Here is a 26,922-nt window from a genome sequence, read left to right on the forward strand (position 1 = left end):
AGGTCGTGGGCGGCGCTCCTGATGTGCTCCAGCTCGTCGCCGGTGCCGCGGGAGGCCTGCTCGGCGATGGCCAGCGTCGAGGCGATGGCGCGCCCGCGGTCGGCGGTCTGAGCGAGGCTGTCGGCCATCACGGCCGTCGTGGCGGTCTGCTCCTCCACGGCGCCGGCGATGGCGGTCTGGAAGTCGTTGATCCGGCCGATGATCTCCTGGATGCGGTCGATCTCCGTGGCGGCCTCAGCGACGGCGTTCTGGATCGACTCCACCCGCGTGGAGATGTCTCCCGTGGCACGGGCGGTCTCCTGGGCGAGCTCCTTGACCTCGCCGGCGACGACCGCGAACCCCTTGCCCGCATCCCCGGCGCGGGCCGCCTCGATGGTGGCGTTGAGCGCCAGCAGGTTGGTCTGCTCGGCGATGGCGGTGATGGCATTGACGACGCTGCCGATCTCGGCCGAGGACTGCCCGAGCGTGGCGACCGCGCGGTTGGTTCCGTCGGCGATCTCCACGGCCTCGGCGGCGATCCGAGCCACGGCTGTCGTGTTCTGGGCGATCTCGTTGATCGAGGCCCCCATCTCCTGGGTGCCGGCGGCGACATGCTCGATGCCGCTGCTGATCTCCTGGGCGGAGGCGGTGGCCTCGGCCGTGCGGTCGGCGCTGCGCGTGGCGCTGGCGGTGATGCCGTCGCTGGTGCTGACCAGGCTGCTCACCGCCGCGTCCAGCTGGCGTGCCGCCTCTCCCACATTGGCGGTGACCCGGGCGGAGCGGTCGAGGGTGGCATTCAGGGCGACGGCCAGCTTCTCGAGCTCGTTGTTCGCTGCCCCCTCCGGCAGGCGGGTCGCCAGATCGCCGCTGGTCAGCAGAGCGGTGGCCGACCGCAGAGGACGCACGATGGAGCGGGCGACGAGCAGCGTCGCTCCACCGGCCACGACGATCAGCGCCAGCCCGGACAGCAGCAGCTTGAGGCTCTCGGCCCGCGCTACCGAGGCGACGTCGTCGACGTAGATGCCGGATCCGAGGACCCAGCCCCACGGCTCGTAGCCGGCGACGTAGGAGATCTTCGGCTGCGGTGCATCGGCGCCGGGCTTGGGCCACTGGTAGTCCACGTAGCCTGCGCCATCGGCCTTCACGACATCGACCATCTCCACGAAGAGGCGCTTGCCGTCCGGGTCCTCGTTGGCCGAGAGGTCGGTGCCGTTGAGCTCCGGCTTCATCGGGTGCATGACCATGGTGGGGCCCATGTCGTTGACCCAGAAGTACTCCTCGCCCGAGTAGCGCAGCTGCTCCACGGCCTTCAGAGCGGCCTGCTGAGCCTCCTGCTCGCTCAGCTCACCGGCGGCCTGCGCGTCGCCGTAGTAGGTCATCACGCCCAGCGCGGTCTGGACGACCGTGCGCGTCGCCGCCTTGCGCTCGGTGAGGATGCGGTCCTCCATCTGGGCGGCGGCGATGGCGGCCAGAGCGGTGATCGCGACGGCGAAGAGCAGCACGATGGCCACCAGCCGTGCCCGGATGGAGAGCGACGAGAAGGAGGGTGGGCGCTTCATGGGGACTCCCGGGTGCGGACGAGGTGTGCTCGTCCCTATCGGCCGCACCGGCCCACACCCAAGAGGAATATGTGACGAGGATCCCTTCTCGACCCAGACGGGTCAGGTCGCGTCCGCGTCGTACGGCGGGAGCTCGCCGTCGGCGAGAGGGCGCAGGCCCCGACGGGCGGGGGCGTCGGCCGGGTCCTCGTCGTCGTCCTCGAGCGCCTCCATGATGTGCTTGCGCACCACCGCACGCGGATCGAGGTCGGTGAGCTCGAGGTCGGCGAACTCCGGACCGAGCTCGGAGCGCAGCTCGTCGCGGGTGGCGTTGGCGAAGTCACGCGCCTTGCGCACGAACTGGCCGAGCTGCTTGGCGAGCTCGGGCAGCCGGTCGGGGCCGAAGACGAGGACTGCGACGAAGGCGATGACCGCCAGCTCGGTCAGTCCGACACCCCACACGCGCTAGAACTTACTGGTGGGTGTCAACCCCAGCTGCATGCCCGCCAGTCCACGGCCACGGCCGGCCAGCTCCTCGGCGACCTGGGTGAGGACCTGGGCCGCCGGGGCGGTCGGGTCGGCCTCGACGATCGGCTTGCCCGCGTCGCCGCCCTCGCGCAGCGAGATGTCCAGCGGGATCTCGCCGAGCACGCGCACGTCGTACCCGAAGCGCTCGGAGAGCGTCTTGGCCACGCGGGCGCCGCCCCCGGCGCCGAAGATCTCGAGTCGGTGCTCGGGACCGCAGTGGGGGCAGGGCAGGAAGCTCATGTTCTCGACGACGCCCACGACGCGCTGGTGCATCATCGAGGCCATCGTGCCGGCCCGCTCGGCGACCTCCGCTGCCGCCTCCTGCGGGGTGGTGACCACCACGACCTCGGCGTTGGGGAGGTGCTGCCCCAGCGAGATCGCGACGTCGCCGGTGCCCGGCGGGAGGTCGAGCAGGAGCACGTCGATGTCGCCCCAGTAGACGTCGGAGAGCATCTGGACCAGGGCCCGGTCGAGCATCGGGCCACGCCACGCGACGACCTGGTCGCGGCGCGGCTTCAGCATGCCGATGGAGATCACCGAGACGCCCGAGGGGGTCGGGACCGGCATGATCAGGTCCTCGACCTGGGTGGGCCGGGAGTCCGCGACGCCGAGCATCGCGGGGACCGAGTGGCCGTAGATGTCGGCGTCGACGACCCCGACCTTCAGCCCCTGCTTGGCCATCGCCAGCGCCAGGTTGACGGTCACCGAGGACTTGCCGACCCCGCCCTTGCCGCTCGCGATGGCGAACACCTTGGTGAGCGAGCCGGGCTGGGCGAAGGGGATCTCGCGCTGGGCCTGGCCGCCGCGCAGCACCTCCTGGAGCCCCTGGCGCTGCTCGCTGGTCATCACGCCCAGGTGCAGGTCAACCCCGGTGACGCCTGGCACGCGGCGCAGGGCCGCCTCGACGTCGCGGTTGATGGTGTCCTTCATGGGGCAGCCGGCCACGGTGAGCAGCACGGTCAGCGCGACCGTGCCGTCCTCGCGGACCTCGACCGCATCGACCATCCCGAGTTCGGTGATGGGGCGCTTGATCTCCGGGTCGTTCACGGTCGCGAGCGCAGCGTTGACCTGCTCGACGGTGGGGGTGCTCATGATGCCCAAGCGTAGAGGGTGTGCCTCAGCGGTCCCGCTTCGGAGGGGGACCGGAGGGACGGGAGGCGTCGTCGACCTCGTCGGCCGCCTCGGGGCGGGCGCGCTCGTCGAGCTCCTGCAGCAGGGAGCGCAGCTCCGAGCGCAGGTAGTCACGCGTCGCGACCTCGCCCAGCGCCATCCGCAGCGAGGCCACCTCGCGGGCCAGGAACTCCATGTCGGCGTGTGCGCGGGCGTTGGCCTGCCGGTCCTGTTCGGCGATGACCTTGTCGCGCATCTCCTGGCGGTTCTGCGCGAGCAGGATCAGGGGAGCGGCGTAGGAGGCCTGCAGGCTCAACATCAGCGTGAGGAAGATGAAGGGGTAGGCGTCGAAGTCCATGTCGTCCGGCGCAGCCCAGTTCCAGGCGACCCAGACGAGCACGAACAGCGTCATGTACATCAGGAACCGCGCCGTGCCCATGAACCGGGCGAACTGCTCGGCGAAGACGCCGAACGTGTCCGAGTCGTACGACGGGCGCCGGACGAAGCGGCGACGCGTGTCGCGGGGCGTGTCCAGGCGGGGGATCCGGGAGGTGCGGCTCTCGGCCATGGCTCAGACCTCCGTTCCCGGTGGCTTGCGGTGGGCTGCGATCCGGCCGCGTCGGGCCACCCGGTCGCGCCAGCCGTCGGGGAGCATGTGGTCGAGCAGGTCGTCGACCGTGACCGCGCCCAGCAGGCGACCCTCCTCGTCGACCACGGGGGCGGCCACGAGGTTGTAGGTGGCCAGGTGCGCGGCGACCTCGTCGATGCCGGCCTCGGGGCGCAACGGGTCCATGGAGGAGTCCAGTGCCGCCGCGACAAGCGTGGAGGGCGGCTCCCGCAGCAGCCGCTGGATGTGCGCGACGCCGAGCAGCTTGCCGGTCGGCGGCTCCAGCGGCTGGCGGCAGACGTAGACCAGCGCCGCCAGAGCGGGGGAGAGCTCGGGGTTGCGCACGTGGGCCAGGGCGTCGGCGATGGTCGCGTCGGGGCCGAGGATCACGGGCTCGGGCGTCATCATCGCGCCGGCCGTGTGCTCGGCGTAGGACATCAGGCGCCGTACGTCCTCGGCCTCGGAGGGCTGCATCAGCTCGAGCAGCTGCGCGGCGGTCTCCGGGGGGAGGTCGGCGATCAGGTCGGCGGCGTCGTCGGCCGACATCTCCTCGAGGACGTCGGCGGCTCGCTGGGAGTCGAGGTGCTCGAGGATCTCCACCTGGTCCTCCTCGGGAAGCTCCTCGAGGACGTCGGCGAGGCGCTCGTCGTCCAAGGCGGCGACCACGGCGCTGCGCCGCTCGGGGGGCAGGTCGTGGATCATGTTGGCCGCGTCGGCGGGGCGCATGTCGTTGAGGGCGGCGATCAGGTGGGTGGCCCCCTGGGTCTCCTCGCGCTGAGTGAGGTTCTCGACCTCCCACCAGTCCACGACGTGGGTCTGGCCGCGGCGGCGGAAGCCCTTGCCGGGCTCCTGGATCGCCACTCGGCTCAGCACCCAGTCGCGGTTGCGGGCCTGCTCCATCGCCACGTCGTAGACCGTGCCGACGGTGCCGGTGCCCTTGACCCGGACCTCACGGTCGAGCATCTGGCCGATCACGAGGGTCTCGGTCGGGCGCTGCTCGAAGCGGCGCATGTTGAGCAGCCCCGTGGTGTAGACCTGCCCGCTGTCGATGTTCGTGACCCGGGTCATCGGGACGAAGATGCGGCGTCGGCCGAAGACCTCGGCGACCAGCCCGAGGACCCGGGGCTGGTTGGCCTCGGTGCGCAGTGCCACGACGAGGTCGCGGACCTTGCCCACCTGGTCGCCCTGAGGGTCGAAGACCGGGAGGCCGACGAGCCGGGCGGCGTAGACGCGGGTGGGAGTGGTGCTCACAACCTCGTACGTTAGCCGGGGTCGGCACGGGTAGCCTCACCGCGTGAGCGCGCTCTACTTGCACATCGGACTGCCGAAGACGGGGACCACCGCTCTGCAGGCCCGTTTCAGCGCCAATCGCGCTGCCCTGAAGGACGCCGGGCTCCTCTACCCGTTCGTCCGACCCGACGGGATGTTCCAAGCGGCGGTCGAGGTCCTGGGCTGGGCCGACCACTGGGGCTTCCAGCCCGAGGAGATCGAGGGCACCTGGGCCGAGTTCGTGCGCCGGGCCGCGGCGTACGACGGGCGCACGCTGGTGAGCCACGAGATCTTCGGCCGATGCATGCCCCGCCACATCCGTCCCGCGATGGAGCAGCTGGAGCAGGTGGAGGGCGTCGAGCTGCACATCGTCGCCACGGCGCGCGACCTGGCCCGGCAGGTGACCGCGGTGTGGCAGGAGCGGGTCAAGAACGGCCATGACTACACCTTCGACCGCTTCGTGGAGCGCGAGGGCGTCCTGGACATCGGCCCTCGGATGCGCGACCGGGCGTTCTTCTGGCGCGAGCAGGGCCTGCCTCACGTGCTCGGGCACTGGGCCAAGTTCGTGCCCGACGACCGCATCCACGTCGTCACGTGCCCGCCGGCGGGGGGTGATCCCGAGGAGCTGTTCCGGCGCTTCGAGGGGGTGTTCGGGCTCGGGCCGGAGCTCTTCACCAAGAAGCCGGTCGCCGACAACTCCTCCCTCGGGGCGGCCGAGGTCGAGCTGCTGCGCAGGATCAACGCGGCCCTCGGACCCGACATGGATCGCGGGGCCTACGCCAGCGTGGTCAAGCGCTTCTTCGCTCAGAACGCGCTGAGCGAGCACCGCACCGCCCGGGCGGTGACGCCGGGGCGTCTGCGTGAGCCGCTGCAGAAGGTCACCGACCAGTGGGTCCGCACCATCGAGGAGCGCGGCTGGCACGTGCACGGGGATCTCGCGGACCTGACACCGCTCGACTTCGACGACAGCGGAGCCGAGCCCGGCGACGTCCCTGAGGACCGCGTCCTCGCCGCCACCCCTGAGCTGATCGCCCGGCTGCTGGAGGAGATCGTCAGCATCCGCGGAGCGGGCGAGGTCTTCTCGCCCGGCCAGCAGCGGGGCGCGGCCGCCCTGAGGGCAGCCCTCCGGCGGATTCCGGCGCTGCGGGAGAGACTCGGCAGAGCCAGATGACGGCCGAACGAAGTGTCCGTCGCGAATAACACGATGGACAGGAGGGACGCGATAGCATCGTGGGGTGCATGTGCTGCGGACCCTCCTGCTGACCATCACGGTCTCGCTCGCCGCGACCGTGACGGAGGGCTGTGGCGACGACAGCGGTGAGGACGGCGCCACGAGTGCCGGCTCGACGGCTCCCGAGGCCTCTCAGGCGGAGAGTCCCAGCCCGGATGCCGGCGGCTCCGACGCCAGCAGCCCGAGCGGCTCCCCGTCCGGTGCGGCCGGCTGGGCCGCGTGCGACGAGGTCTGGCAGGACGGGAGCATCCTGCCCCGCGGCTACCGCGGCTGCATGGAGGGCGACGAGCGCGTGCGCGCGGATCGGCAGATCTGCTCACTCGGCACCACGTTGGTGACCTATGCCGAGCGGTTCTATGCGCAGCCGGGGCTGGCCATCCGTGACGTAGGGTCCCTCCAGGACAGCGCTGAGTATCAGCAGGACTTCGAGATCTGCACCGCGTGACGCGCGCATTCCGGGTGCCAGGTTGGGGGCTGCCGGACGACGGCAGGCAGCGGCTGCGCCACACACGACAAGAACCTGGAGCACGGGGGAGACCATGACAACGTCCCACTGGAAGATGGCGATCGCCGCGGCGGTGGCGGTGGCGATCCCCGCCACGCTCGCCGTGCCGGCCACGTCCGGCGCCGCGACGGCGCCCGCCGAGTCGTCGGTGTCGACGTCTCTCCTGCGAGTCGACACGGTCAAGCAGGCCGGCGCACTGCAGACCGCCGCCAAGCGAGGAAACCGCTACAGCCCACGCCCGGGGGTGAAGTTCAACCATCCCCTGCGGCCGAAGATGAGCCACCGCATCAACAAGCACATCCGGCTGAGCATCCTGAGCACTCGCGCGGGTCAGCGGATCCGGATCTTCTCCTGGAACATCAACAGTGCGGTGCACTCCCGCGCCCTGATCGCGGCGCACAAGCGCGGCGTCAGCGTCCGGATCCTGATGTCCAACGGGCTGGCCGAGGGACAGGGAGCCCAGGGCGACTACCGCCAGCTCAGGAGCGCCCTGAGCAAGGGGCAGAGGAAGCGGACCGCCGCCCAGAAGAGCTGGGTGCGCACCTGTCGCTCGTCGTGCCGAGGAGCGAAGGGCATCGCGCACGCGAAGTTCTACACGTTCAGCAAGGCCGGTGCCTCCCGCAACGTGGTCATGGTGAGCTCGGCCAACCTCACCGAGGCGGCCGCGCGCAACCAGTGGAACAGCGTCTTCACGGTGGTCGGGCGCCAGAAGGTCTACGACCAGTATCAGAAGGTCTTCGCGCAGGCTTCCCGCGACCGCCGGGCCACGCCCCCGTACCGCACGTTCAAGGACGGCAACCTCGAGGGCTACTTCCTCCCCTACAACGGTCCCCAGGCCAAGGGTGACCCGGTGGTGCGTCTGCTCAGCAGGGTCCTGTGCACGGGAACGACCGGCACCGCAGGGATCAACGGCAACACGGCCATCAGGATCGGCCAGACCGCGTTCCTCAACGAGCGCGGCATCAAGATCGCGCGCAAGATCAACTCGCTCTACCAGCAGGGCTGCAACATCAAGGTCATCTACGCGGTGATGGGGGGAGCAGCCGGCAAGGAGCTGTGGGCCGGTGGCCCCCGGGGCCGAGTGCCCAGCCGCCACATCGTGCAGGACTTCGACGCCGACGGCGACTACGACCGCTACCTGCACATGAAGGACCTGACGATCAGCGGCGTGTTCGACAACCAGACCGACGCCCGCGTCGTCTACACCGGCACGCAGAACTTCACTGAGGTGTCGATCAACAGCGACGAGGCCGGCTTCCTCGTGCGCGATGCCGGGCTCGAGCGGACCTACGCCAACTGGATCAACAACGTCTTCGCCAACCCGCCCCCCTACCGCGGCAGCGCCCGCACCGCGTCTGGAGCGGCGCCGCTCGAGACCTACACGCCCGCGACGGCCCACAAGTACGCCAACGTCGAGCTGGACTGACGTCCGGCACTGCTCTGGGCCTCGGCCCCGCACGCTCGGAGGATCCACGTGAAGATGCCGCCTACCCTCGCAGGTCTGCTCGCCCCGCTCCTGGTGGCCGCAGGGCTGGTGGTCCTCGTCGCCGACGGTGGCTCTGACCAGGGGACCGCCGCAGCCGCTGTGGCCGCACCGGCCGCTCAGGCCCGCGCGGACGCGTCGTGCACCGACGTACTGGTCCTGGGCATGGCAGGAAACGCGGAGGGTGCCCGGGCCGGTGCGCCGCTCGGGGTCTCGCTCGAACCGTTCCGCAAGCGCTTCGTCGCTGCCGCGACGACGGGTGGCCGCACCGTGGAGGTGCGCAGCGTCGGTCGTGGCACCGCGCCGGCCCGGGTCCTGAAGAAGTCCCGCCGCGCCTCCGGCCCGGCCACGAAGGCGATCAACCGTCGCAGCGTGTCGCGCTGGGCGGGGCCGGTGTCCACGGACGTGACCCGGATCCGCTCGGCCGTCGCCTCGGCGGCCTCTTCGTGTCCGGACCAGCAGGTGGTCCTGGTGGGCTACGCGCAGGGCGCGATGGCCATGCACCGGACGCTGTCGGCGCTGCACCCGCAGGACGCGGCCACGGACCGCGTCGTGGCAGCCGCGTTGGTCTCCGACGGTGATCGGACGCCTGCCACGAGGTCCCGCTCCATGGGGGCGCCGAATGCAGGCACGCAGGCGCGGGGCGTCCAGGCGTTCTTCCGCAAGGCGGTCCTCGACGTGCCTCGGCCCGGCTCGCCCGTCCCCGTGTGGAGCGTGTGCAGCCGGGGCGACGCCGTCTGCGACGTGAGCGGCAAACGCGTCGACGCCGCCCTCAACGTACACAAGGGCTATGGCCAGCGGCGGGCCGCACGCTCGCTGGACCGCACCGCGCTCCAGGTGTGGGGCCACGTCGAGCGTTGGGCGCGCCCCGTCGCCGGACTCGCGGCGCGCACCGCGATCGTCAGCGAGCCGATGAACCAGCAGCTGCCGGTGCTGGTGGCGGCCGGCGACCGCTCGCGCGTCGCTTTCACGGCGCTGAGCCCCGAGGATCTCCCTCCCGGCATCTCGCTCTCCTCGGCCGGAGTCCTGAGCGGCACACCGACCACGACCGGAAGCTGGACGCTGCGCTACACGGTCTCGAACACCGCCTCGCCGGTCTTCGACCACCCGGTCGCGGGTGAGGTGCAGATCCAGGTCACGGCCGCGAGCGAGGCCTCCCGGTCGGTGGCCGCCGGCGGCGAGCACAGCTGCGTCATCCGGACCGACGGCACTCTGTGGTGCTGGGGTCTCAACGACCGCGGGCAGCTCGGCCACGGGCAGGGCGGCAACGCCGCCACCGCGCCGGTTCAGGTGGGGAACGCCACCGACTGGCGCTCCGTCTCCGCAGGCGGCGCGAGCACCTGTGCCGTCCGCACCAACGGGTCCCTGTGGTGCTGGGGCCTCAACCACCGCGGACAGCTCGGTCTGGGGACCAACAAGTCTCGTCCCACGCCGACTCAGGTCGGGAGTGCGACCGACTGGCGCGAGGTCAGCGTCGGCTGGTTCGGCGCCTGTGGGATCCGCACCGACGGCTCGCTGTGGTGCTGGGGTGACAACTCCGCGGGGCAGATCGGCGACGGCACCACCACCCGCCGCCTTGCCCCCGTCAAGGTCCCGGGCGCCGACTGGCGCAACGTCGACGTCGGGGGATGGCACACCTGCGCCACGACCGGCGCCGGGTCGCTCTCGTGCTGGGGACGCAACGACTTCGGCGAGATCGGTGACGGCACCATCGCCAACCGCCGGCAGCCCACCCCGGTGGCCGGGGACGGCTGGGCCGACGTCGCGGCGTCCTGGTCGCACAGCTGTGGCGTGACCCGTGGCGGCGAGGTCCGCTGCTGGGGCCGCAACGACCGTGGGCAGCTCGGCGACGGCACCCAGCGTGACCGGCGCAGGCCGACCCTCGTCAGCGGGGGCCTGGAGGCCCGTGAGGTCGCCACCGGCGACGTCCACTCCTGCGCCACGGCGGCGAATGGCGCCACCTGGTGCTGGGGCGGCAACGACTACGGCGCCCTCGGGACCGGCAACCAGGCATCGAGCAACGTCCCGGTCCGCACGCAGGGCGCCTACCGCGGCCTGAGCGGAGGGTGGATGCACACGTGCGCGCTGACGGTCTCCGAGAGCCTCCGCTGCTGGGGCAACAACGAGCGCGGCCAGCTCGGCAACGGCACGAACAGCGACCTGAGGGCCCCCGACGCCAGCCCTCGGACGACCGCGCCCGCGAGGCGGGCGCGCGCCAACGCGGCCACGTTCACCCTGGCGACCTACAACGTGCTGGGCGACGTGCACACCGCGCCGTACAAGCACGACGACCAGTTCGCGCCGTCGCGCATCCGCGCGGAGTGGTTCGCCGACTCGCTGGCGGCGATCGGCAACCCCGATGTCATCGGCCTGCACGAGGTCGAGCGTCAGCAGTTCCAGTCCATCATGCGGGCCACCGGTGGACAGTTCTCGGCCTTCCCCGGCACGGAGCTGAAGGAGCCGGGCGGCATCCAGCAGTCGCTGCTGTGGCGCACCAGCGTCTGGGAGGCGACCGCCAAGCGCACCTTGAAGATCCCCTTCATCCAGGGCGAGCGGCCGATGCCGGTCGTGCGGCTGCGCCACCGCGCCACCGGGAAGCAGATCTGGGTGATCAACGCCCACAACGCCCCTCGCGACCTGCAGAAGCAGCGCAACATCGCGGTGCGACGCGAGATCGCGCTGATCAAGGAGCTGCGCGCCACCAAGCTCCCGGTCTTCTTCATCGGCGATCTCAACGAGAAGAAGACCGTCTTCTGCAAGGTGGTCACCCAGACCGACCTGATCTCGCCGATGGGCGGCTCCGGAGCCGGCGGCACCTGCACCCTGCCCAAGCAGCGGATGCGCATCGATTGGATCTTCGGGCCGCCGAACGTGAGCTACGCCGGGTTCCAGATGAGCCGCGCGACGCTGGTGCGGCGCTCGACCGACCACGCCGTACCGGTCGTGCGGGTCACGCTGCCGTGACGGAGGCGGCGGTCACCGCCGATCGATCGGGGCTGCGCGTGCCCGCGGAGGCGACAGGCACCTGCCAGGCGCTCTTCGACGGGCGAGCGGTGTGGTCCTTCCAGCCTGAGCCCGAGCCTGGAGCCGAGCGCGTCCAGGTGGAATGGCCGCCCAACCTGCGACCGTTCCTGCGCGGCGTCACCCACCTGCAGGTGCGCTGTGGCAAGCGGACCTACGACGCCGGCGAGGTGCGCTTCGGGCAGCGGACCGAGCGGGTCGCGATCGTCGACAAGGCGGGCATCCCCATCGTGATCGACAAGTGGGGGATCATCCAGCGGCCCTTCACCCATCGGGGATCCGAGGTCATCGACTTCATGACCGAGCAGGCGCTCGACCTCGTGCGTCTGGTCGACGCCGAGTGCGGCGTCCAGCTCTGGATGGCCTTCGGCACCCTGCTGGGGGCGGTGCGCGACGGGGGCGCCATCGGCCACGACTCCGACATGGATCTGGGCTACCTCAGCGACCTCGAGACGCCCGCCCAGATGATCGTCGAGTTCTACGACATCAAGCGGGCTCTGACCCGCGCGGGCTACAGCGTGATCACCAAGACCGGCTCGTTCCTCACCGTCATGCTCGAGGCGCCGGACGGTGGACCGGCCAGCATCGACATCTACACCTGCTTCCACCTGTTCGAGAAGCTGCACCTGACGGCCACGGCCAGGGCCGAGGTCGCCCGCGAGGCGGTCCTCCCGTTGCAGCTCATCGAGTTCGAGGGCCGCCTGCTCCCGGCGCCCGCGGACCCCGACGCCCTGCTGGCCGCGTCGTACGGCGCGAGCTGGCGCACGCCCGATCCGGGCTTCCAGCACGCCCCGTCGCGCGACGTCGTCCAGCGCTTCGACGACTGGTTCGGGACGCTGATGCGCCAACGCCGCAACTGGGAGGTCTACTGGCGCGACAGCTGGCGACCCGAGCACGACAACGGCTCGGACTTCGCCTCCCAGGTGCTCGCCCAGCTGGTGCCCGGCACGACGGTGATCGACGTCGGCGCCGGACGCGGAGACGACTCGGTGCTGTTCGCCGAGGCGGGCCACCGGGTGATCGCGCTCGACTACGCACGCCAGGCGTTCCGTGCCATCACCCGCCACCCGGACCGAGCGAGCCTCTCGATCTCGTCGCGGTTGGTGAACCTCTATGACCTCCGCGACACCCTCACCGAGGCGGCCGAGCTGGCCAGGTCCTCCCAGGCGCCGCGGGTGCTCTATGCGCGCAATGTGGTCGACGCGATGTCCCCGGACGGCCGGGAGGGCTTCTGGCGGCTGTGCGCCACGCTCATGCGGGGCGAGGGCGGGTCCCTGGTCCATCTCGAGTTCGACGACGACGCCCCTGTCGAGGAGCGGGTCCACTTCGCCGGAAACGCGGGCCGCAAGTTCCCGGTCGGGATCGACGAGCTCGAGCGCGGCTGGCGTGAGCACGGGGGTCGTGAGATTGCCCGCAGCGGCACGCCCATCGGTGCCGGGGGCACCCGCTGGCGTATTCTGCTTGACTGGGCTCGACCGAGACCATGAGACGGCAGGGGAGGGGTGCATGACCGACCGGGTGTTCCTCCACGTCGGCGCTCCCAAGTCCGGTACCACCTATCTCCAGCAGGTCCTGCGCGACAACCGCTCCCGTCTCCAAGAGGCAGGTGTCCTCGTGGCCGGCGGCCCCCAGGTCGAGCTGGTGCATGCCGCCATGGTGCTGCGAGAGGACCCGCGGCTCGACAAGCTGCCGCCTCGCGCGCGCGGCGCCTGGCAGCGCATCGTCGACGAGGTGCGCCACTGGTCGGGACACACGGCAGTGGTGAGCTATGAGCTGCTCGCCGGCGCCACCGCGGAGCAGGCCCAGCGTGCGATCGACGATCTGGCCGGCATCGAGGTCCACATCGTCGTCACCTGTCGCGACCTCGGCCGTGCTGTCGCGTCGGGTTGGCAGGAGCGCCTGAAGTTCGCCCTGGCCACCCCACTGGAGCAGTGGGTGCCCAAGCCCGAGAGCGCCGCTCGCAGCGAATGGGGCTGGCGGACGATGGACCCGGCCGGGGTGACCGCCCGCTGGGGAGCGGGTCTGCCTCCCGGGCAGGTCCACGTCGTCACCGGTGCCGCGGGCGGCGCGCCGGAGCAGCTCTGGCAGCGGTTCGCCGCCGCCACGGGCCTCGATGCCGTCCCCCTGCAGCTCCCCCCGGCGCGCAGCAACACCTCACTGGGCGCCGCCGCCTCCGAGGTGCTGCGCCGGGTCAACGAGCACGTCGCGGCGCCCCTGGACACCAACCGCGAGCAGGCCCGCTGGCTGCGTGACGTCTTGGCGCATCAGGTGCTCGCGCCGCTGGACGGGACCCCGCTGGCGATCACCGCCGCGCAGCTGGCCGACGCCCAGGACCACTACACCTCGGGCCGCGCGGCGATCGAGCGTGCGGGCTACCGGGTCCACGGTGACCTCGCAGACCTGGCCCCCTCCGAGACATCCGGGCCCACGCCCGCCGAGGTCCCGGTCGAGGAGGTGCTCGACGTCGCCGTACGTGCTCTCCTCGACGTCTTGCTCCGCCTGCGTGAGGGGGCAGACGCACCCGGAGCCGCAGGTGCCGGCGGTGACGAGACGTTGTCCTCACCGGCGGCGGCACCGGGCGGGGCCGCGAACCCGCCCGCGGGACTCCTGGGGCGCGGGAAGAACCTCGTCTCCGGCGCCTACGCCGCGCGGGTGCGCAGCGAAGTCGACGAGCTCAGGGGACGAGTCGAGGAGCTCGAGGCGGAGCTGGCCCGCAGCCGCGCCCTGCAGCCCCGGCTGGCGATGGTCACCGACCTGGTCTCCGAGCTGCTGCTCCCCGACGGGGCGCGGGACGAGGAGACCCTGCGGGCCGGCCTCGAGACCTATCGCCGGGAGACGCTGTGAGCCTGGCAGACCGCCTGTCTGGCCGCCTGTCTGGCCGGCTCGCGGAGAGTTCGGGGCGCAGCACGGTCGAGCAGCTCACCCGGCAGGTCGACCGTCTCGCCGAGGCCGTCCACGAGGACACCTGGATCAATCGACGCAGTGAGGAAGACGTGGCCGAGCTCGAACAGGTCGTGGCGCGGCTGGTGGCCCGGGCCCTTGCGGAGAGGACCGCCTGATGGCGCGCAGACTCGTGCTGCACGTCGGCGCCATGAAGTCCGGCACCAGCTTCATCCAGAACGTGCTCGCCGGCAACCGCGAGTTGCTGCTGGAGCAGGGCGTTCTCTTCCCGGGCGCTCGCTGGCGCACCCAGGTCAGTGCCGTGCAGGACCTGATCGCCCGCGGCGGTGCCGACCAGGAGCCGATGGCGCCCGACGGGCCCTGGAACAGGCTGGCCGCCGAGGTGCGGGAGTGGTCCGACACAGCCGTGATCTCGATGGAGTTCCTGGGGCCGCGCGGGCCCGAGAAGATCCAGCAGGTCGTCGACTCGTTCCCCGGCACCGAGCTCCAGGTCGTCCTCACGGTCCGCGACCTGGCTCGCTCGATCCCCGCCATGTGGCAGGAGTCGGTCCAGAACGGCTCGGTCGTCACCTGGGACCAGTTCCTGGCGGCGGTTCGCGCCGACGACGGCAAGCCGGGGCCGGCCAAGTGGTTCTGGAAGCACCAGCGGGTCTCGCTGCTGGCGAGGCGCTGGGTCGAGGGCGTCGGCCGCGACCGGTTCACGCTCATCACCGTGCCCCCCAAGGGGGCGCCGCACGACCTGCTGTGGCATCGCTTCGCCGAGGTCGCCGGCATCGACCCCGGCAGCTGCTCGCTCGACGTGCTGGCCAACCCCTCCATCGGGGCCGCCTCCGCGATGGTGATGCGCGAGCTCAACGAGGCGCTGGCCGCCGACCCGCTCTCGAAGCGGGACTATCACAACTTCGTCAAGCACGCCCTCGCCAAGCGCGGGCTGGCAGCGCGTCAGCGCGCCGAGCCGACCCTGGGGCTCGACGAGAAGTGGGTGCAGCGACGCGGCAACCGCGAGATCGACGCGCTGCGTGCCCTCGACCTGCGCATCGTCGGCGACCTCGCCGAGCTGGCGCCGCGCCCCGTGCCCGGCGTGCACACCCGCGACATCGACGTCTCGCTCCAGCTCGAGGCTGCCGTCGACGGCCTGGCCCGCGCCGTGCGGCTGCTGGCGGAGACCGACCATGCGAACCGTAGATCGAAGAAGGGCACCCGATGAGCCTCGCGAGTCAGCCCCGCCAGGGCCTGCCGCACGTCGCCGTGATCACCATGGCCCGCAACGAGGGGCGGATGCTGCCCCGGTGGGTGGCGCACTACTCCCGGGAGGTGGGCGCTGAGAACCTCGTGGTGATCGACGACAACTCCGACGACGGATCCACGGACGATCTGCCCTGCCCGGTGCTGCGCATCCCGCCGCTCTCGAAGCAGCCGTTCGAGCCGGCTCGGATGACGATGCTCAGCCGGCTGTCCGCCGCGCTGCTCGAGGCCTACGACGCGGTGATGTTCACCGACGCGGACGAGTTCGTGATGGCCCACCCGGACCGGCACGAGAGCCTGCGCCACTTCGTCGCGGCCCGTCAGACGCCGGACCTGGGCGCGATCGGAGTGCTGGGGCTCAACGTCGTCCACCATGTCGGTCAGGAGCCGCCGCTGGACCCCACCAAGCCGATCCTGGGGCAGCGCAAGCTCGCGAAGTTCCTGCCGCTGATGTGCAAGCCGTCGATGAAGTTCGTCGCCGCGGACTGGGTGGCGGCCTCGCACGGCATCAAGACGCCGTACGCGCTGGACCCCGACCTCTACATGTTCCACATGAAGTTCGCCGACCGCGACCACCTCCAGGAGGTGGCCGACCATCGCCTGCAGATGGTCGAGCAGCTCGGCCGGGCGAAGGCGACCAACTGGCGGCACGGTCCCGATGAGCTGGTGGCGCTGCTCGACGAGATCTCGCGCGACGTCGTGCTCGACGACGTACGACGCTTCTCGCCGCCGCTGGACAAGCTCCCGCAGATCCCGCGCGAGGAGGACGGCATCTGGCGATCGCGCGGGGCCCGTCAGGTGGCCGCCATGCGCAACCGCCCGATGGTGCGGATCCCGAAGGCGTTCATCGGTCGCGTGTGACCTCTTTCATGGTCGCTCGCCCGGATGAGCGGTCGCGGGGAGCCTAGACTCGCCCCAGTTTTGTTACCGCCCAGTTCTGTTTCCCGTTCTGTCCTCTGCACCTCCACGCCGAAAGGGTTCCCCCATGGGTCGCCTCTGCGAGACCGAAGGACTCACCGACATCCAGGAGGAGATCCTCAAGACGATCCGTCAGTTCGTCAACGAGAAGATCCTCCCGGTCGCCACCGAGCTCGAGCACAAGGACGAATACCCCCAGGAGATCGTCGACGGGCTCAAGGAGCTCGGCGTGTTCGGCCTGATGATCCCCGAGGAGTACGGCGGTCTCGGGGAGTCGCTGCTCACCTACGCGCTGGCGGTCGAGGAGATCGCCCGCGGCTGGATGAGCGTCTCCGGTGTCATCAACACGCACTTCATCGTCGCGTGGATGCTGATGCACCACGGCACCGACGAGCAGAAGCAGCACTACCTGCCGAAGATGGCCACCGGCGAGATCCGGGGCGCCTTCTCGATGTCGGAGCCGGGCTGCGGCTCGGACGTCTCCGCCATCAAGACGAAGGCGACCAAGGGCGCCGACGGCGACTACACCATCGACGGCCAGAAGATGTGGCTGACCAACGGCGGCTCGGCCAACCTGGTCGCGGTGCTCGTCAAGACCGACGAGGGTGGCGGCTCGGTCTACAAGAACATGACCACGTTCCTGGTCGAGAAGGAGTCCGGCTTCGGCGAGACGGCCCAGGGCGTCACCGTCCCGGGCAAGATCGAGAAGATGGGCTACAAGGGCGTCGACACGACCGAGCTCATCTTCGAGGGCCACAGGATCGCCGCGACCCAGATCCTGGGCGGTGAGTCCGGCAAGGGCTTTTACCAGATGATGGACGGCGTCGAGGTCGGCCGCGTCAACGTCGCGGCCCGCGGCTGCGGCGTCGCCAACCGGGCCTTCGAGCTGGGCGTCGCCTACGCCCAGCAGCGCGAGACCTTCGGCAAGAAGATCGCCGAGCACCAGGCGGTGCTGTTCCGGCTCGCCGAGATGGCCACCAAGGTCGAGGCCGCGCACCAGATGATGGTCAAGGCGGCGCGCACCAAGGACCTGGGCCAGCGCAACGACCTCGAGGCCGGCATGGCCAAGTACCTCGCGAGCGAGTACTGCTCCCAGGTCGTCGAGGACTCGTTCCGCATCCACGGTGGCTACGGCTTCTCCAAGGAGTACGAGATCGAGCGCCTCTACCGCGAGGCCCCGATGCTGCTCATCGGCGAGGGCACCGCGGACATCCAGCGGATGATCATCGGTCGTCGCCTGCTGGAGGACTACCGACTCTGAGTCGGACCTGTCATGCCCGGATCCGCCCACTCATCTGACATCCAGCCGCCTGACATCCCGTCCTCTGTCACCAGACCCCGCGTCGTCCTGCACGTCGGTCTGATGAAGTCGGGGACCAGCCACCTCCAGTCGCTGGTCTTCGCCAACCGGGGACTGCTGGCCGCGCGAGGGGTGCTCGTCCCGGGCGAGTCCTGGGCACATCAGGTGCGCGCGGTGCGCGACGTGCTCCGCCCGGCCGACGACCAGCCCCGCTCGCGGTGGCAGGCGCTGGTCGAGCAGGTGCAGGCCCACGACGGCACCTCGCTGGTGTCGATGGAGTTCCTGGGACCGGCCGGCCCCCGCGCGGTGGCACGGGTGGCCGGCTCGTTCCCGGGGCGCGAGGTGCACGTGGTGCTCACCGTGCGCGACCTCAACCGCAGCATCGTCTCGATGTGGCAGGAGACCATCCAGAACGGCCGGAGCTGGACCTGGGCCGACTACGTCGCGGACGTGCAGCGTCGCTGCCCCTCGGGGCCCGATCCCGTCGTCGACCGGTCGACAGCCGGTGGGACCTTCTGGCGGCAGCAGGACGCCGCGCGCGTCGTACGCACCTGGGGCGCCGACGCGAACGTCGACCGGGTGTCGCTGGTGACGCTGCCCCCGCCGGGCGGTGACCGCGACGAGCTGGACCGCCGGTTCTCGGCCGCGAGCGGGATCGACCTCTCGGGCATGGCGCCGGTGCCCCCGGCCAACGAGTCGCTGGGCGCGGCCTCGGTGCAGGTGCTGCGCCGGGTCAACGAGCTCCTCGACGAGGCGGGCCTGCGCTTCCCCGCCGGGCAGCAGCTGCGCAAGGGCGTCCTCGCCAAGACGATCCTGGCCGAGCGGCGCCGCGCCGAGCCCGCCGTGGGTCTCGCGGTGCCTGACTGGGTACGACGCCAGTCGGCCGCCACGCTCGACGAGCTCCGCGCCGCTCCGGGGCTGCGGATGGTGGGGGAGTGGTCCGACCTGGAGCCGACGGCGGTGCCGGGGATCGACCCGGCGGAGGTGGATCCCGCGGAGATCGCGGCGGCCGCGGTGTCCGGGCTCGCCGGGCTCGTGGCCGACCGCATCGGCCACGAGGCCTGAGCCGACCGGCTGTACACTCGCCCGCGTGACGAACCGGCCGCTCTTCGCGCACGTGGGGTGCAGCAAGACCGGCACCTCGGCGCTCCAGGCCGGCCTCTGGCAGTCCGCCCCCGCGCTCGGTGAGGCCGGGGTGGGGGTGCCCTTCGTGGGCCGCCGACCGCATCGCCAGCGCCTGCTCGACCCCTTCGGCTGGCACCCGGCGAAGGGGTTCGTCGACGCCTGGGACGAGGACGCGCTCGCCAGGACCGGGAGGCGGCTGCGCAAGGCGACCGGCGACCGGGTCCTGATCAGCAACGAGGACCTCGTCGAGCTCGACTCCGACGCGGTCGACCGGCTCCTGCAGCTGGCCGCCGGCGCCGGCCTCGACCTCCAGCTCGTCGTCACGCTGCGCGACTGGGCCCAGCAGATCCCGTCGGAGTACCAGCAGTTCCTCCGGCACGGGATGACCGAGACCTACCCCGACTTCATCGCCCAGGTGCGAGAGCGCCGCGGACGCTGGGGGGAGCACTTCTGGCGCCGCCAGGACCCCCTGGACATCCTCGATCGCTGGAGCGCGGTCGACCGGTCGCGGACCCACCTCATCGTGGTGCCGTCGTACTCCGTGGACCCCGAGGGCGTCTTCCGCCTGATGGGGGAGGCGGTCGGGTTGGACCCTGCGCTCATCCAGCGCCCCGATCGTGCGATCAACACCTCCCACGGCGTGGTCGAGGCCGAGGTGTTCCGACGCGTCAACCATGCGCTGCCGACGACCTTCGACGGCTATGCGGACGCCTACCGCGACCTGATCCGGCTGCCGTTCAGCAGGGGGGTGCTCCCGACCGAGGCGAGCCCCCGGATCCTGCTGCCCGACACCGACCTCGCGTGGGTCCAGGAGCGGGCGCGCGAGGTCGTCGCCGCGCTGGGGGATCGTGGCCTCCGGGTGCTCGGTGACCCGGGCGGGCTGCTGCCCTCACCGTCGCGGACCCAGCCGTGGGTGCCCGCCGACGAGGCGGACGTGGCGCGGGCCTCCGTCGAGACGATCGCCAGGTTCGCCGAGATGACCCGCCGGATGCTCGAGGAGGCGGCGCCGCCCGTGGCACCGCTCGCCGCCGACGAGGCTCGGCCGCCGGACGACCAGCCCGTGGCGTCGACGTCGGGCTGGCGGGGTCGGCTGCGACGGTGACGGGGTGAGGCTCTTTCGGCGACGCGCATCCGGACCTCGGATCGCGGCCGTCACGGTGGTGCGTGACGAGGCGGCGATGCTGCCGCGCTGGGTCGGCTACTACGGCGACCAGCTCGGGGTGGAGAACCTGGTGGTGGTCGACGACCGCTCGACCGACGGGTCGACCGCGGGCCTGCCCTGTCGGGTGATCCAGCACGACGGCTTCCCGGAGGGGAGGTTCGAGAAGGCTCGGATGGTGCTGGTCAGCCGGCTCGCCGCCGAGCTGCTCCAGGACCACGACGCAGTCGTCTTCAGCGACGCGGACGAGTTCCTGCTGGCCGATCCCGACTCCTACGACGGCCTTCGTGACTTCGTGGCCCAGCGCCCCGAGCTCCAGGTCGCCGCCGGGCTCGGGCTCAACGTCGTCCACCACCTGGACCGGGAGACGGCACTCGCGCCGGACCAGCCGGTCCTCGGCCAGCGGCAGTACGCGAAGTTCGTGAGCAAGATCTGCAAGCCGTCGCTCAAGCGCGTCGACGCCGACTGGGTCAAGGCGTCCCACGGCATCCGGGCGCCCTACGTGCCGGACCCCGGGCTGCTGATGGTGCACCTGAAGTTCGCCGACATCGACCTCCTGCGCCACACCGCCGACCTTCGGCACGCCGTGCGCGAGGAGGCGGGCCTCACTGAGCGCAGCGCCTGGGCGCAGAGCGGGCAGGACCTCGTCGAGCAGTTCCGCTCGTTCCTCGCGGGCAGCGGTGACGTGCCGGAGTTCGATCCTCGGCAGGTCGACGTGAACGAGCTCGTCCGCGAGCGGGACGGCTGCCACGCGGCGACCGGGCCCCGGCAGCTCCAGGCCATGGTCGATCAGCCGCTGGTGCGGGTGCCGAGCCGCTTCCTCGGGATGGTCTGACCCGCGGCGGCGGGTCAGCAGCCCGCCGGAGACAGCGAATCAACAGGGCGCCGCCGGCAGCGGCTCCACCCGGTACGTCGCCCAGAGGGCGTTGTGGTCGGAGTGACCGGAGGGCAGCACCTTCGCGATGACCGGCGTGATCTGCGTGTTGTGCATCAGGTAGTCGATGCGTCCCTTGTCCTTGCCGGGGATCGTCGCCGACGAGCCCGAGCCGGAGGTGAGCCAGGTGTCGATGGCGAAGCTCCGGGCCACACCGAGGACGGGGGAGTTCGGTCCGGCGTTGAGGTCGCCACCGAACACGAAGGGGTGGTCGGAGCCGGCGAGCTGGCCCTTGATGGTGGAGATCTGGTTGACCCGGGCCTGCTCGTTGTTGTGCTGCAGGTGGGTGACCACGAGCTCCACCTCGCGACCGGCAGTCTCGACCGTGGCGCTCAGCATGCCGCGCTGCTCGTGACCGCGCATGTTGGGCAGGTACTGGTTGCCGTGCTCGACGATGGGCAGCTTGGAGAGGATGGCCGTGCCGTACTCCTGGCGTGGCAGATCCCGGCGCGCCGGCCCGAAGGTCACGTTGGCTCCGAAGGCCCAGTCCATGCCGAGGCGATCGGCCAGCAGGGCGGGCTGGTCGTGCAGGCTCGACCGCTTGCGGAAGCGGTCCACCTCCTGCAGCAGGACGACGTCGGCGTCCCAGACCGCGAGCTCGGCGGCGATCCGGTCGATGCTGTAGGCCGCCCCGTGGCGCGACCGGCCGCCCTTGATGTTGTAGGTGATGACGTCGAGCTCGGTCGCCTCGTAGACAGGAGGACAGGTCCGGGCTGCCTCCTCGGCCTTGCGCGCCGTCTTCGCCATCGGCGGGGTCTGCTTGCGGCGCTGCTCGGCCGATGGCTTGTTGCGCTTCGCTGAGGGGGCCGCGGTGGGCTCGTCCTCCGGGGCGAGCGTGGTGCCCGGAACGATCGGTGCGGACGACGCGGAGGGAGCCGGAGCGCTCGTGGGGGTGCCGGTGTCCCACGAGTCGACGCTGGTGAGCGTGAAGAGGCCGACGAGAGCGGCGACCAGCGCGACCACCGGGAGCACCTCAGTCGGTCGGGGCATGTGCGGGGGTGCTCCTCGTCGCGTCGTGATCCGGGCGTGCCCCTCCACGGTACCTGCTGGGCGGGTTCAGGGGTCCTTCCCACCGCGGGGGGAGCGAAACGCCCCGGCTGGGGCCTCCCCGCTCTCGCGTAGGCTCCTGCCCACTCGAGGAAGCCCGTCCCCGAGGGACCAGGAGGAACACCCGGTGTCGCGACGCCCCCTGTACCTGCACGTCGGCTGCAGCAAGTCGGGGACGACCTCCCTGCAGCAGTCCGTGTACCAGTCGCGCGAGGGGCTGCTCCGCCAGGGCGTCGGGCTGCCCCTGCCCTCGAGACCCGAGCAGATGCGTCTGCTCTACACGCCGCTGGCGGGCCCGGACCTCGATCGTGACGCCCCCGAGGTCCAGCAGCGGATGAGCGAGCTGGAGGGTGTCCTCGCGCAGGCCGAGGGGGAGAGGCTGCTGCTCAGCCTGGAGGACCTCGCCGAGCTCGACGAGCAGGCGATCGCGGTCCTGCGCGAGGCCCTGCGGGACTTCGACGTGCACGTGGTCGTCACGGCTCGTGACTGGGCCCGCCAGATCCCCTCGGAGTGGCAGCAGGGTGTCAAGGCGCGGCTGACCACGCCGTACCACGACTTCGTCCGGGAGATCCGCGACGGGGGCGACGGAGCCGGGTGGTTCCTCCAGCGCCAGGACGTGCCCGCGATCGCCCAGCGCTGGGGTGCCGGGCTGGCGCCGGACCGGGTGCACGTGATCGCCGTACCGCCGGCGACCCCGGACCCGCGCGCGAGCTTCCGGCTCTTCGCCGATGTCGTGGGCTTCGACCCGGACGTGCTGGGCTCGACGAAGCCGCGGAACAACTCCCTGGGTTACGAGCAGGCGGAGACACTGCGCCGGGTGAATCTCGCTCTCGGTGACCGCCTGGGCGATGTGGAGCGTGAGTATCGCCCCGCGGCGCGGCGCCTGCTGCTCGGTGGCGCGATGCGGCGTCGCTCCGGGGCCTCGGCGCCGCTCCCCCCGGAGCACGTGGAGTGGTGTCGACAGCAGTGCCGCGCGATGCTCGACGAGCTGGTGGGTCGCGGCTATCACGTGGTCGGCGACACCGAGGACCTGCTGGTCCGCGCCGAGGTGGGACTCACCCCCGTGCCCGAGGTCTCCGACGCCGACGTCGCCCGGGTCGCCGTCGACGCGCTGGCCTTCGCGCTCGCCGCCGAGCCGATGCCGCGAGGTGGTGGCCCCCGGCGCGCGAAGGCGGAGCGGACGGCCGGTGAGGAGCGGGGGCCGGGCCGGTGGCCGTTGCTGCGACGGGTCGGGCGGCGCTGACCCACGGCGTACCAACTCGAGTGCGGTGAGGCATCCCAGGTGGGAGGGTGGGGGAAAGCACCCCGATCGAGGAGGAACCATGGCTGAGACCGACGGCCCGAACGACGACCTCAAGGCCAAGATGCGGGAGGCGCTGGAGCGCAAGCAGGCGAACGACCGCGGCGTCGACCATTCTGCGGGGGCGCCGGAGAAGGCGCACGGCTCCGAGGTGATCGGCGGCGCTCCGAAGATGCACCGCCGCAAGGCCGGCGGCGGTGGGTCCTGAGCCCGACGACAGCCCGTCCCGACCCCGCGTGAGATAACGCACGGACGTCCCGTCTCCCGCTGCGCCCCATCATTCGGCACGATGGGCCCAGCCCGGGAGGCGGGCGTTCGTCGAGCAGGAGGAGTACGTCGTGCAGTTCGGCCGCAGCTATGAGGAGTTCGAGGTCGGAGCGACCTACAAGCACTGGCCAGGCAAGACGGTCACCGAGTTCGACGACCACATGTTCTGCCTGCTCACCATGAACCACCACCCGCTCCACCTCGACACGAACTATGCCGAGGAGACGACGCAGTTCGGCAAGAACGTCGTGGTCGGCAACTACGTCTACTCGATCCTGCTCGGCATGAGCGTCCCCGACATCTCCGGCAAGGCCATCGCCAACCTGGAGATCGAGTCGCTGCGCCACGTCGCCCCGACCTTCCACGGCGACACGCTCTACGGCGAGACCACGGTCCTGGACAAGTGGGAGTCGAAGTCCAAGGACGACCGCGGCGTCGTCCACGTCGAGACCATCGGCTACAACCAGGACGGCAAGGTCGTCTGCATCTTCCGCCGCAAGGTGATGGTCCCCAAGGACAGCTACCTCACCGCCCGCGGCGGCGAGCAGCCCGGCCGCCCCGTCCCGCAGCCCGACAAGAACTGGCCCGGCGTGAAGGCCGACTGAGTCCCACCCGTCTCTCGTTTCACGAGTTAACTCGTGAAACGCGCACTTCCCACGTGAACCTTCACGTGGGAAGTGCCCATTTCACGAGTTAACTCGTGAAATGGACGGCCCCACCCGGAACGCCCGCGCCAGCGGCACCAGGCCCAGGATCAGCACCATCGGTACGGCGAAGCCGACGCGCAGCGAGCCGGCGCCGACGAGGCCGGTGAGCACCGAGCCGAGCAGGGCGCCGACGTAGTTGAACTGGTTGAAGCGGGCGATGACCGCGTCGACGCGCGCCCGCCGCTCGGCAGGGGCCAGGGCCGGGTCATCGGCAATGGCCGCGGCGGCGGAGAACGAGAGGGGCGCGATCACCGCGACGCCCAGGCCGAGCAGGGTGAAGCCGACGACCGTGAGCTGCCAGGTCGGCGCCAGCACCACGATGGCGAGGGAGCCGGCGGCGACGAGTGCTCCGGCGCGCAGCACCCGCACCGGGCCGTGCCGCGCGACGAGCCCGTCTCCGACGGTGCGCATCACGCCGGTCGCCACCAGGTAGGGCAGCGTGGCCATCGCGACCCAGCGATCCGGGGCGCCGAAGGTCTCCTCCAGGTGGGTCGGCCCCCAGGTCGCCGCGGCCGTGTCGACCATGTAGAAGAGCACCAGGGCGACACCCACGAGCAGGACCGGTCGCCACGGGACCGCGACCGCCGGGTCGACCGGGTCGCCCACCCGTGGCAGGAGCGGTCCCAGTGACGCGATCAGAGGGACCACGGCCAGCACAGCCACCACGCGCAGGCCGGCGTCCCCCAGCGCGAGCGTGCCGGCCGCACCCACGACACCGCCCCAGGTCCAGGCGCCGTGGAAGGACGGCAGCATCGGACGTCCGGCCAGGTGCTCGATGGCGACGGCCTGCATGTTGCCGCAGGCGTCCACGACACCGAGAGCCACGCCGTACGCCGCGAGCCCGGCGACGAACACCGGGAAGGTGGGCGCGAGCGCCAGGACAGGGACAGCCAGTGCCATCAGCACCAGGCCGCCCCGCAGCACGGACGCGCTCGGGTGCCGCGCTGAGAGCCGCTCGCTGATCACCGAGCCGGCGCCGGCGAGCAGCACCATCATCAGCAGCAGCAGCGACAGCCCGGTCTCGTCCACCGACCAGCGGTCCTTCACCTCCGGCAGGCGCGTGGTCAGGCTGATGAACACCAGCCCCTGGGTGAAGAACGCCGACGCGGTGGCCAGGCGCGCCCGCCCCAGGCGGGTGGTCGGATCCGGCTCGTCGCGCACGCAGGCATCGTGCCAGGACCCGAGGTCGCTCGGGGTCACTTTGCGCCCTTGACGCGCCCTCGGTCTCCGCGCACCGTAGGTCCATGCCGCTCGCAGCCGCGTGTCCCCGATGTGCCTTGCCGGTGTCGGAGCGGGAAGGCATCTGGTCGTGCGAGGAGCACGGGCCGGTTCCACCCCTGTGGCGCCCCCACGAGGTGTCGTACGACGCGTTCACGGCGCACCTGCGCCTTGCGAACGGGTTCGCGACCTACCTGTCGTGGCCACTGAGCCCCGGTTGGTCGATCACGGACTTCGGGGTCGTCTCGGAGTCGACCGAGCGGGTCCTGGCGACGCTCATGTGCTGCTCGGGCAGCAGCGAGCCGGACGGGCCGGTGGACCTCTACGTGGTCGCCGAGGAGGCGGGAGTCGGCCTGGGTGCCCGGTGTGCGGGAATGCCCGGCCACGACCCGGGGCCGAACGTGGGCGAGGGACCGCCGATCACCCGGGTCCGGGTCGACTCACAGTCCGTCCCGCTGTGGTGGGTGCCGGCGGGGCCGGGGACCAGTGAAGTCGACCGCTCGGTTCTCGTCGGAGAGGCGGGGGGACGGTGGTTGTGGATCATCGTGCACCCCGCGTCCGCGCTGCTGCTCCTGCGGGGAGACTGGCTGCTCCACGACGTGTCCGGGGTCGGTGCGCCCCTGGTCGATCTCCCCTACGGAGGACGGCGACCGGTCCTGTGACGGTGCGGTCCGAGGCCGGCTGTCGGGGCCTGGGGGTCGTGGAGGAGTCGCCGCGGGGCTCGTCATGCCGGCGCCCCGCAGCAGCTGGACGTGCAAGTCGAGGGTCTGAGGGGAGGGATCGATGCCGAGCTCCTCGGCGAGGCTGGTGCGATAGACCTCGAAGACGCGCAGGGCACTGCCCACCTCGCCCAGCTCGGCGTGGGCGCGCATCAGCGCACGCTGAGCGCGCTCGGCGGTGGCGTCGAGGATGACGGCTGCGCGGGCATGGTCCAGTGCATGGCGGAACCGACCCAGCTCGAGGGCCGCCTCGGCTGCGTCCACCAACAGGTCATGGCGCCGCCTCACGAGCCCGGCACGGGCCCGCGCCGCCCAGTCGCTGTCGTCGTTGGAGGCGCGGAAGTCGTCGGCATAGAGGTGCTCGGCGGCCTCGGCCAGGGCCAGAGCGGTCTCGAAGTCCCCCTCACGCCAGGCGGCGTGCACCTGCGTGGCCCGGGTCTCGAAGGCGGCGGCGTCGACCCAGGCGTGGGCGAGCACGAGTCCCGCGTCCCGGCGACTGATGCACTGCGGGCCCAGGACCCGACGCAGGTGGCTGACCGCCGTCCGCAGGCTGGCCCGGGCTCGGTCCTCGGGGACGTCGGGCCAGAGCTTGTCGATGATGCCTGCTACCCGCACCGGGGAGCCGTTCTGCAGCGCGAGCAGCCGCAGTAGATCCCGGTTCTTGCCGGTGCGCCACTCATGTTCGGGGATCGACGTACCGTCATGCCGGAGCACCACGAAGTCGCCGAGCACGAAGACCCGGACCCACGGCTCACGGTGCATCTGCGCCCCTCGTTCCTCCTCGCTCAACCCGACGCGACGGGGCCCGAGA

General features: G+C 71.3%; 24 protein-coding genes and 1 pseudogene. 17 read left to right on the forward strand and 8 right to left on the reverse strand.

From position 1 onward, the window contains the following. From ACYU7L_RS21515 to ACYU7L_RS21535, 5 genes are all read right to left on the reverse strand, one after another. Positions 1-1,538, reverse strand: a 1,538-nt coding sequence (locus ACYU7L_RS21515) for a methyl-accepting chemotaxis protein (protein ID WP_460800870.1), incomplete at its 3' end; no start/stop codon positions are given. A gap of 102 nt (positions 1,539-1,640) precedes the next feature. Continuing rightward, positions 1,641-1,979, reverse strand: a complete 339-nt coding sequence (locus ACYU7L_RS21520) for a sec-independent translocase (RefSeq protein ID WP_460800872.1) — start codon at positions 1,977-1,979, stop codon at positions 1,641-1,643. 3 nt (positions 1,980-1,982) lie between these two features. Further along, complete coding sequence (locus ACYU7L_RS21525) at positions 1,983-3,137, reverse strand: Mrp/NBP35 family ATP-binding protein (RefSeq protein WP_460800874.1); 1,155 nt, start codon at positions 3,135-3,137, stop codon at positions 1,983-1,985. A 25-nt stretch (positions 3,138-3,162) separates the two neighbouring features. Continuing rightward, positions 3,163-3,723, reverse strand: coding sequence for a DUF1003 domain-containing protein (locus tag ACYU7L_RS21530; RefSeq protein ID WP_460800876.1), 561 nt, complete (start codon positions 3,721-3,723; stop codon positions 3,163-3,165). A 3-nt stretch (positions 3,724-3,726) separates the two neighbouring features. After that, entirely contained in the window at positions 3,727-5,013 is a 1,287-nt protein-coding gene (locus ACYU7L_RS21535; protein ID WP_460800878.1) for a magnesium transporter MgtE N-terminal domain-containing protein, read from the reverse strand. A 43-nt stretch (positions 5,014-5,056) separates the two neighbouring features. Between ACYU7L_RS21535 and ACYU7L_RS21540 the strand changes: the two genes are divergently transcribed. The 13 genes from ACYU7L_RS21540 (at position 5,057) to ACYU7L_RS21600 (ending at position 20,754) form a co-directional block, all read left to right on the forward strand. Next, complete coding sequence (locus ACYU7L_RS21540; RefSeq protein WP_460800880.1) at positions 5,057-6,202, forward strand: hypothetical protein; 1,146 nt, start codon at positions 5,057-5,059, stop codon at positions 6,200-6,202. A 64-nt stretch (positions 6,203-6,266) separates the two neighbouring features. Beyond that, positions 6,267-6,707 carry a hypothetical protein gene (locus tag ACYU7L_RS21545; RefSeq protein WP_460800882.1) on the forward strand — a complete coding sequence of 147 codons (441 nt, stop codon included), beginning with the start codon at positions 6,267-6,269 and terminating at the stop codon, positions 6,705-6,707. 94 nt (positions 6,708-6,801) lie between these two features. After that, positions 6,802-8,193: a phospholipase D-like domain-containing protein gene (locus ACYU7L_RS21550; protein ID WP_460800884.1), complete on the forward strand. Its 1,392-nt coding sequence runs from the start codon at positions 6,802-6,804 to the stop codon at positions 8,191-8,193. Between the two features lie 54 nt (positions 8,194-8,247). Then, positions 8,248-11,214 carry an RCC1 domain-containing protein gene (locus tag ACYU7L_RS21555; protein WP_460801737.1) on the forward strand — a complete coding sequence of 989 codons (2,967 nt, stop codon included), beginning with the start codon at positions 8,248-8,250 and terminating at the stop codon, positions 11,212-11,214. A gap of 38 nt (positions 11,215-11,252) precedes the next feature. Next, the gene (locus ACYU7L_RS21560; RefSeq protein WP_460800886.1) at positions 11,253-12,758 is read left to right on the forward strand and encodes a LicD family protein; all 1,506 of its coding nucleotides are present in this window, start codon (positions 11,253-11,255) and stop codon (positions 12,756-12,758) included. Positions 12,759-12,777: 19 nt separating this feature from the next. After that, on the forward strand, positions 12,778-14,115 hold the full coding sequence (locus ACYU7L_RS21565) for a DUF6752 domain-containing protein (RefSeq protein ID WP_460800888.1): 1,338 nt from the start codon (positions 12,778-12,780) through the stop codon (positions 14,113-14,115). Continuing rightward, entirely contained in the window at positions 14,112-14,330 is a 219-nt protein-coding gene (locus tag ACYU7L_RS21570) for a hypothetical protein (protein ID WP_460800890.1), read from the forward strand. The genes ACYU7L_RS21565 and ACYU7L_RS21570 overlap by 4 nt, the downstream gene beginning before the upstream one ends. Next, positions 14,330-15,379: a hypothetical protein gene (locus ACYU7L_RS21575; protein ID WP_460800893.1), complete on the forward strand. Its 1,050-nt coding sequence runs from the start codon at positions 14,330-14,332 to the stop codon at positions 15,377-15,379. The genes ACYU7L_RS21570 and ACYU7L_RS21575 overlap by 1 nt, the downstream gene beginning before the upstream one ends. Beyond that, on the forward strand, positions 15,376-16,278 hold the full coding sequence (locus ACYU7L_RS21580; protein ID WP_460800896.1) for a glycosyltransferase family 2 protein: 903 nt from the start codon (positions 15,376-15,378) through the stop codon (positions 16,276-16,278). The genes ACYU7L_RS21575 and ACYU7L_RS21580 overlap by 4 nt, the downstream gene beginning before the upstream one ends. 124 nt (positions 16,279-16,402) lie before the next feature. Next, the gene (locus ACYU7L_RS21585) at positions 16,403-17,596 is read left to right on the forward strand and encodes an acyl-CoA dehydrogenase family protein (RefSeq protein WP_460800898.1); all 1,194 of its coding nucleotides are present in this window, start codon (positions 16,403-16,405) and stop codon (positions 17,594-17,596) included. Positions 17,597-17,698: 102 nt separating this feature from the next. Beyond that, complete coding sequence (locus tag ACYU7L_RS21590) at positions 17,699-18,700, forward strand: hypothetical protein (protein WP_460800900.1); 1,002 nt, start codon at positions 17,699-17,701, stop codon at positions 18,698-18,700. 25 nt (positions 18,701-18,725) lie between these two features. Next, a complete protein-coding gene (locus tag ACYU7L_RS21595) occupies positions 18,726-19,862 on the forward strand; it encodes a hypothetical protein (protein WP_460800903.1) in 1,137 nt (378 codons plus the stop codon). Between the two features lie 4 nt (positions 19,863-19,866). Then, on the forward strand, positions 19,867-20,754 hold the full coding sequence (locus ACYU7L_RS21600; protein WP_460800905.1) for a glycosyltransferase family 2 protein: 888 nt from the start codon (positions 19,867-19,869) through the stop codon (positions 20,752-20,754). A 39-nt stretch (positions 20,755-20,793) separates the two neighbouring features. On the opposite strand, the gene ACYU7L_RS21605 is transcribed toward ACYU7L_RS21600, so the two are convergent. Continuing rightward, entirely contained in the window at positions 20,794-21,843 is a 1,050-nt protein-coding gene (locus tag ACYU7L_RS21605) for an endonuclease/exonuclease/phosphatase family protein (RefSeq protein ID WP_460800907.1), read from the reverse strand. 184 nt (positions 21,844-22,027) lie between these two features. On the opposite strand from ACYU7L_RS21605, the gene ACYU7L_RS21610 reads away from it, so the two are divergent. The 3 genes from ACYU7L_RS21610 to ACYU7L_RS21620 all read left to right on the forward strand — a co-directional run bounded on the left by ACYU7L_RS21610 (position 22,028) and on the right by ACYU7L_RS21620 (position 24,072). After that, the gene (locus tag ACYU7L_RS21610; protein ID WP_460800909.1) at positions 22,028-23,143 is read left to right on the forward strand and encodes a hypothetical protein; all 1,116 of its coding nucleotides are present in this window, start codon (positions 22,028-22,030) and stop codon (positions 23,141-23,143) included. Positions 23,144-23,222: 79 nt separating this feature from the next. Beyond that, positions 23,223-23,408: a DUF5302 domain-containing protein gene (locus ACYU7L_RS21615; RefSeq protein ID WP_460800911.1), complete on the forward strand. Its 186-nt coding sequence runs from the start codon at positions 23,223-23,225 to the stop codon at positions 23,406-23,408. A 130-nt stretch (positions 23,409-23,538) separates the two neighbouring features. Continuing rightward, a complete protein-coding gene (locus tag ACYU7L_RS21620) occupies positions 23,539-24,072 on the forward strand; it encodes a MaoC family dehydratase (RefSeq protein ID WP_460800913.1) in 534 nt (177 codons plus the stop codon). A gap of 81 nt (positions 24,073-24,153) precedes the next feature. Here ACYU7L_RS21620 and ACYU7L_RS21625 read toward each other — a convergent pair whose 3' ends face one another. Next, the gene (locus tag ACYU7L_RS21625; protein ID WP_460800916.1) at positions 24,154-25,335 is read right to left on the reverse strand and encodes an MFS transporter; all 1,182 of its coding nucleotides are present in this window, start codon (positions 25,333-25,335) and stop codon (positions 24,154-24,156) included. Between the two features lie 83 nt (positions 25,336-25,418). Here ACYU7L_RS21625 and ACYU7L_RS21630 point away from each other — a divergent pair, with 83 nt between their 5' ends. Then, the gene (locus tag ACYU7L_RS21630; RefSeq protein WP_460800920.1) at positions 25,419-26,054 is read left to right on the forward strand and encodes a DUF6758 family protein; all 636 of its coding nucleotides are present in this window, start codon (positions 25,419-25,421) and stop codon (positions 26,052-26,054) included. 90 nt (positions 26,055-26,144) lie between these two features. Here ACYU7L_RS21630 and ACYU7L_RS21635 read toward each other — a convergent pair. Continuing rightward, positions 26,145-26,873 (reverse strand): annotated as a pseudogene (locus tag ACYU7L_RS21635) (AfsR/SARP family transcriptional regulator); the annotation flags it as partial. Positions 26,874-26,922 lie beyond the last annotated feature (49 nt).

The organism is Nocardioides pacificus (assembly GCF_054775955.1).

Coding starts and splice junctions, on each gene's coding strand:
- ACYU7L_RS21575 (WP_460800893.1), top strand. CDS start 14,330: ATGGCGCGCAGACTCGTGCTGCACGTCGGCGCCATGAAGTCCGGCACC.
- ACYU7L_RS21615 (WP_460800911.1), top strand. CDS start 23,223: ATGGCTGAGACCGACGGCCCGAACGACGACCTCAAGGCCAAGATGCGG.
- ACYU7L_RS21555 (WP_460801737.1), top strand. CDS start 8,248: ATGCCGCCTACCCTCGCAGGTCTGCTCGCCCCGCTCCTGGTGGCCGCA.
- ACYU7L_RS21580 (WP_460800896.1), top strand. CDS start 15,376: ATGAGCCTCGCGAGTCAGCCCCGCCAGGGCCTGCCGCACGTCGCCGTG.
- ACYU7L_RS21590 (WP_460800900.1), top strand. CDS start 17,699: ATGAAGTCGGGGACCAGCCACCTCCAGTCGCTGGTCTTCGCCAACCGG.
- ACYU7L_RS21530 (WP_460800876.1), bottom strand. CDS start 3,723: ATGGCCGAGAGCCGCACCTCCCGGATCCCCCGCCTGGACACGCCCCGC.
- ACYU7L_RS21525 (WP_460800874.1), bottom strand. CDS start 3,137: ATGAGCACCCCCACCGTCGAGCAGGTCAACGCTGCGCTCGCGACCGTG.
- ACYU7L_RS21605 (WP_460800907.1), bottom strand. CDS start 21,843: ATGCCCCGACCGACTGAGGTGCTCCCGGTGGTCGCGCTGGTCGCCGCT.
- ACYU7L_RS21630 (WP_460800920.1), top strand. CDS start 25,419: ATGCCGCTCGCAGCCGCGTGTCCCCGATGTGCCTTGCCGGTGTCGGAG.
- ACYU7L_RS21585 (WP_460800898.1), top strand. CDS start 16,403: ATGGGTCGCCTCTGCGAGACCGAAGGACTCACCGACATCCAGGAGGAG.
- ACYU7L_RS21550 (WP_460800884.1), top strand. CDS start 6,802: ATGACAACGTCCCACTGGAAGATGGCGATCGCCGCGGCGGTGGCGGTG.
- ACYU7L_RS21565 (WP_460800888.1), top strand. CDS start 12,778: ATGACCGACCGGGTGTTCCTCCACGTCGGCGCTCCCAAGTCCGGTACC.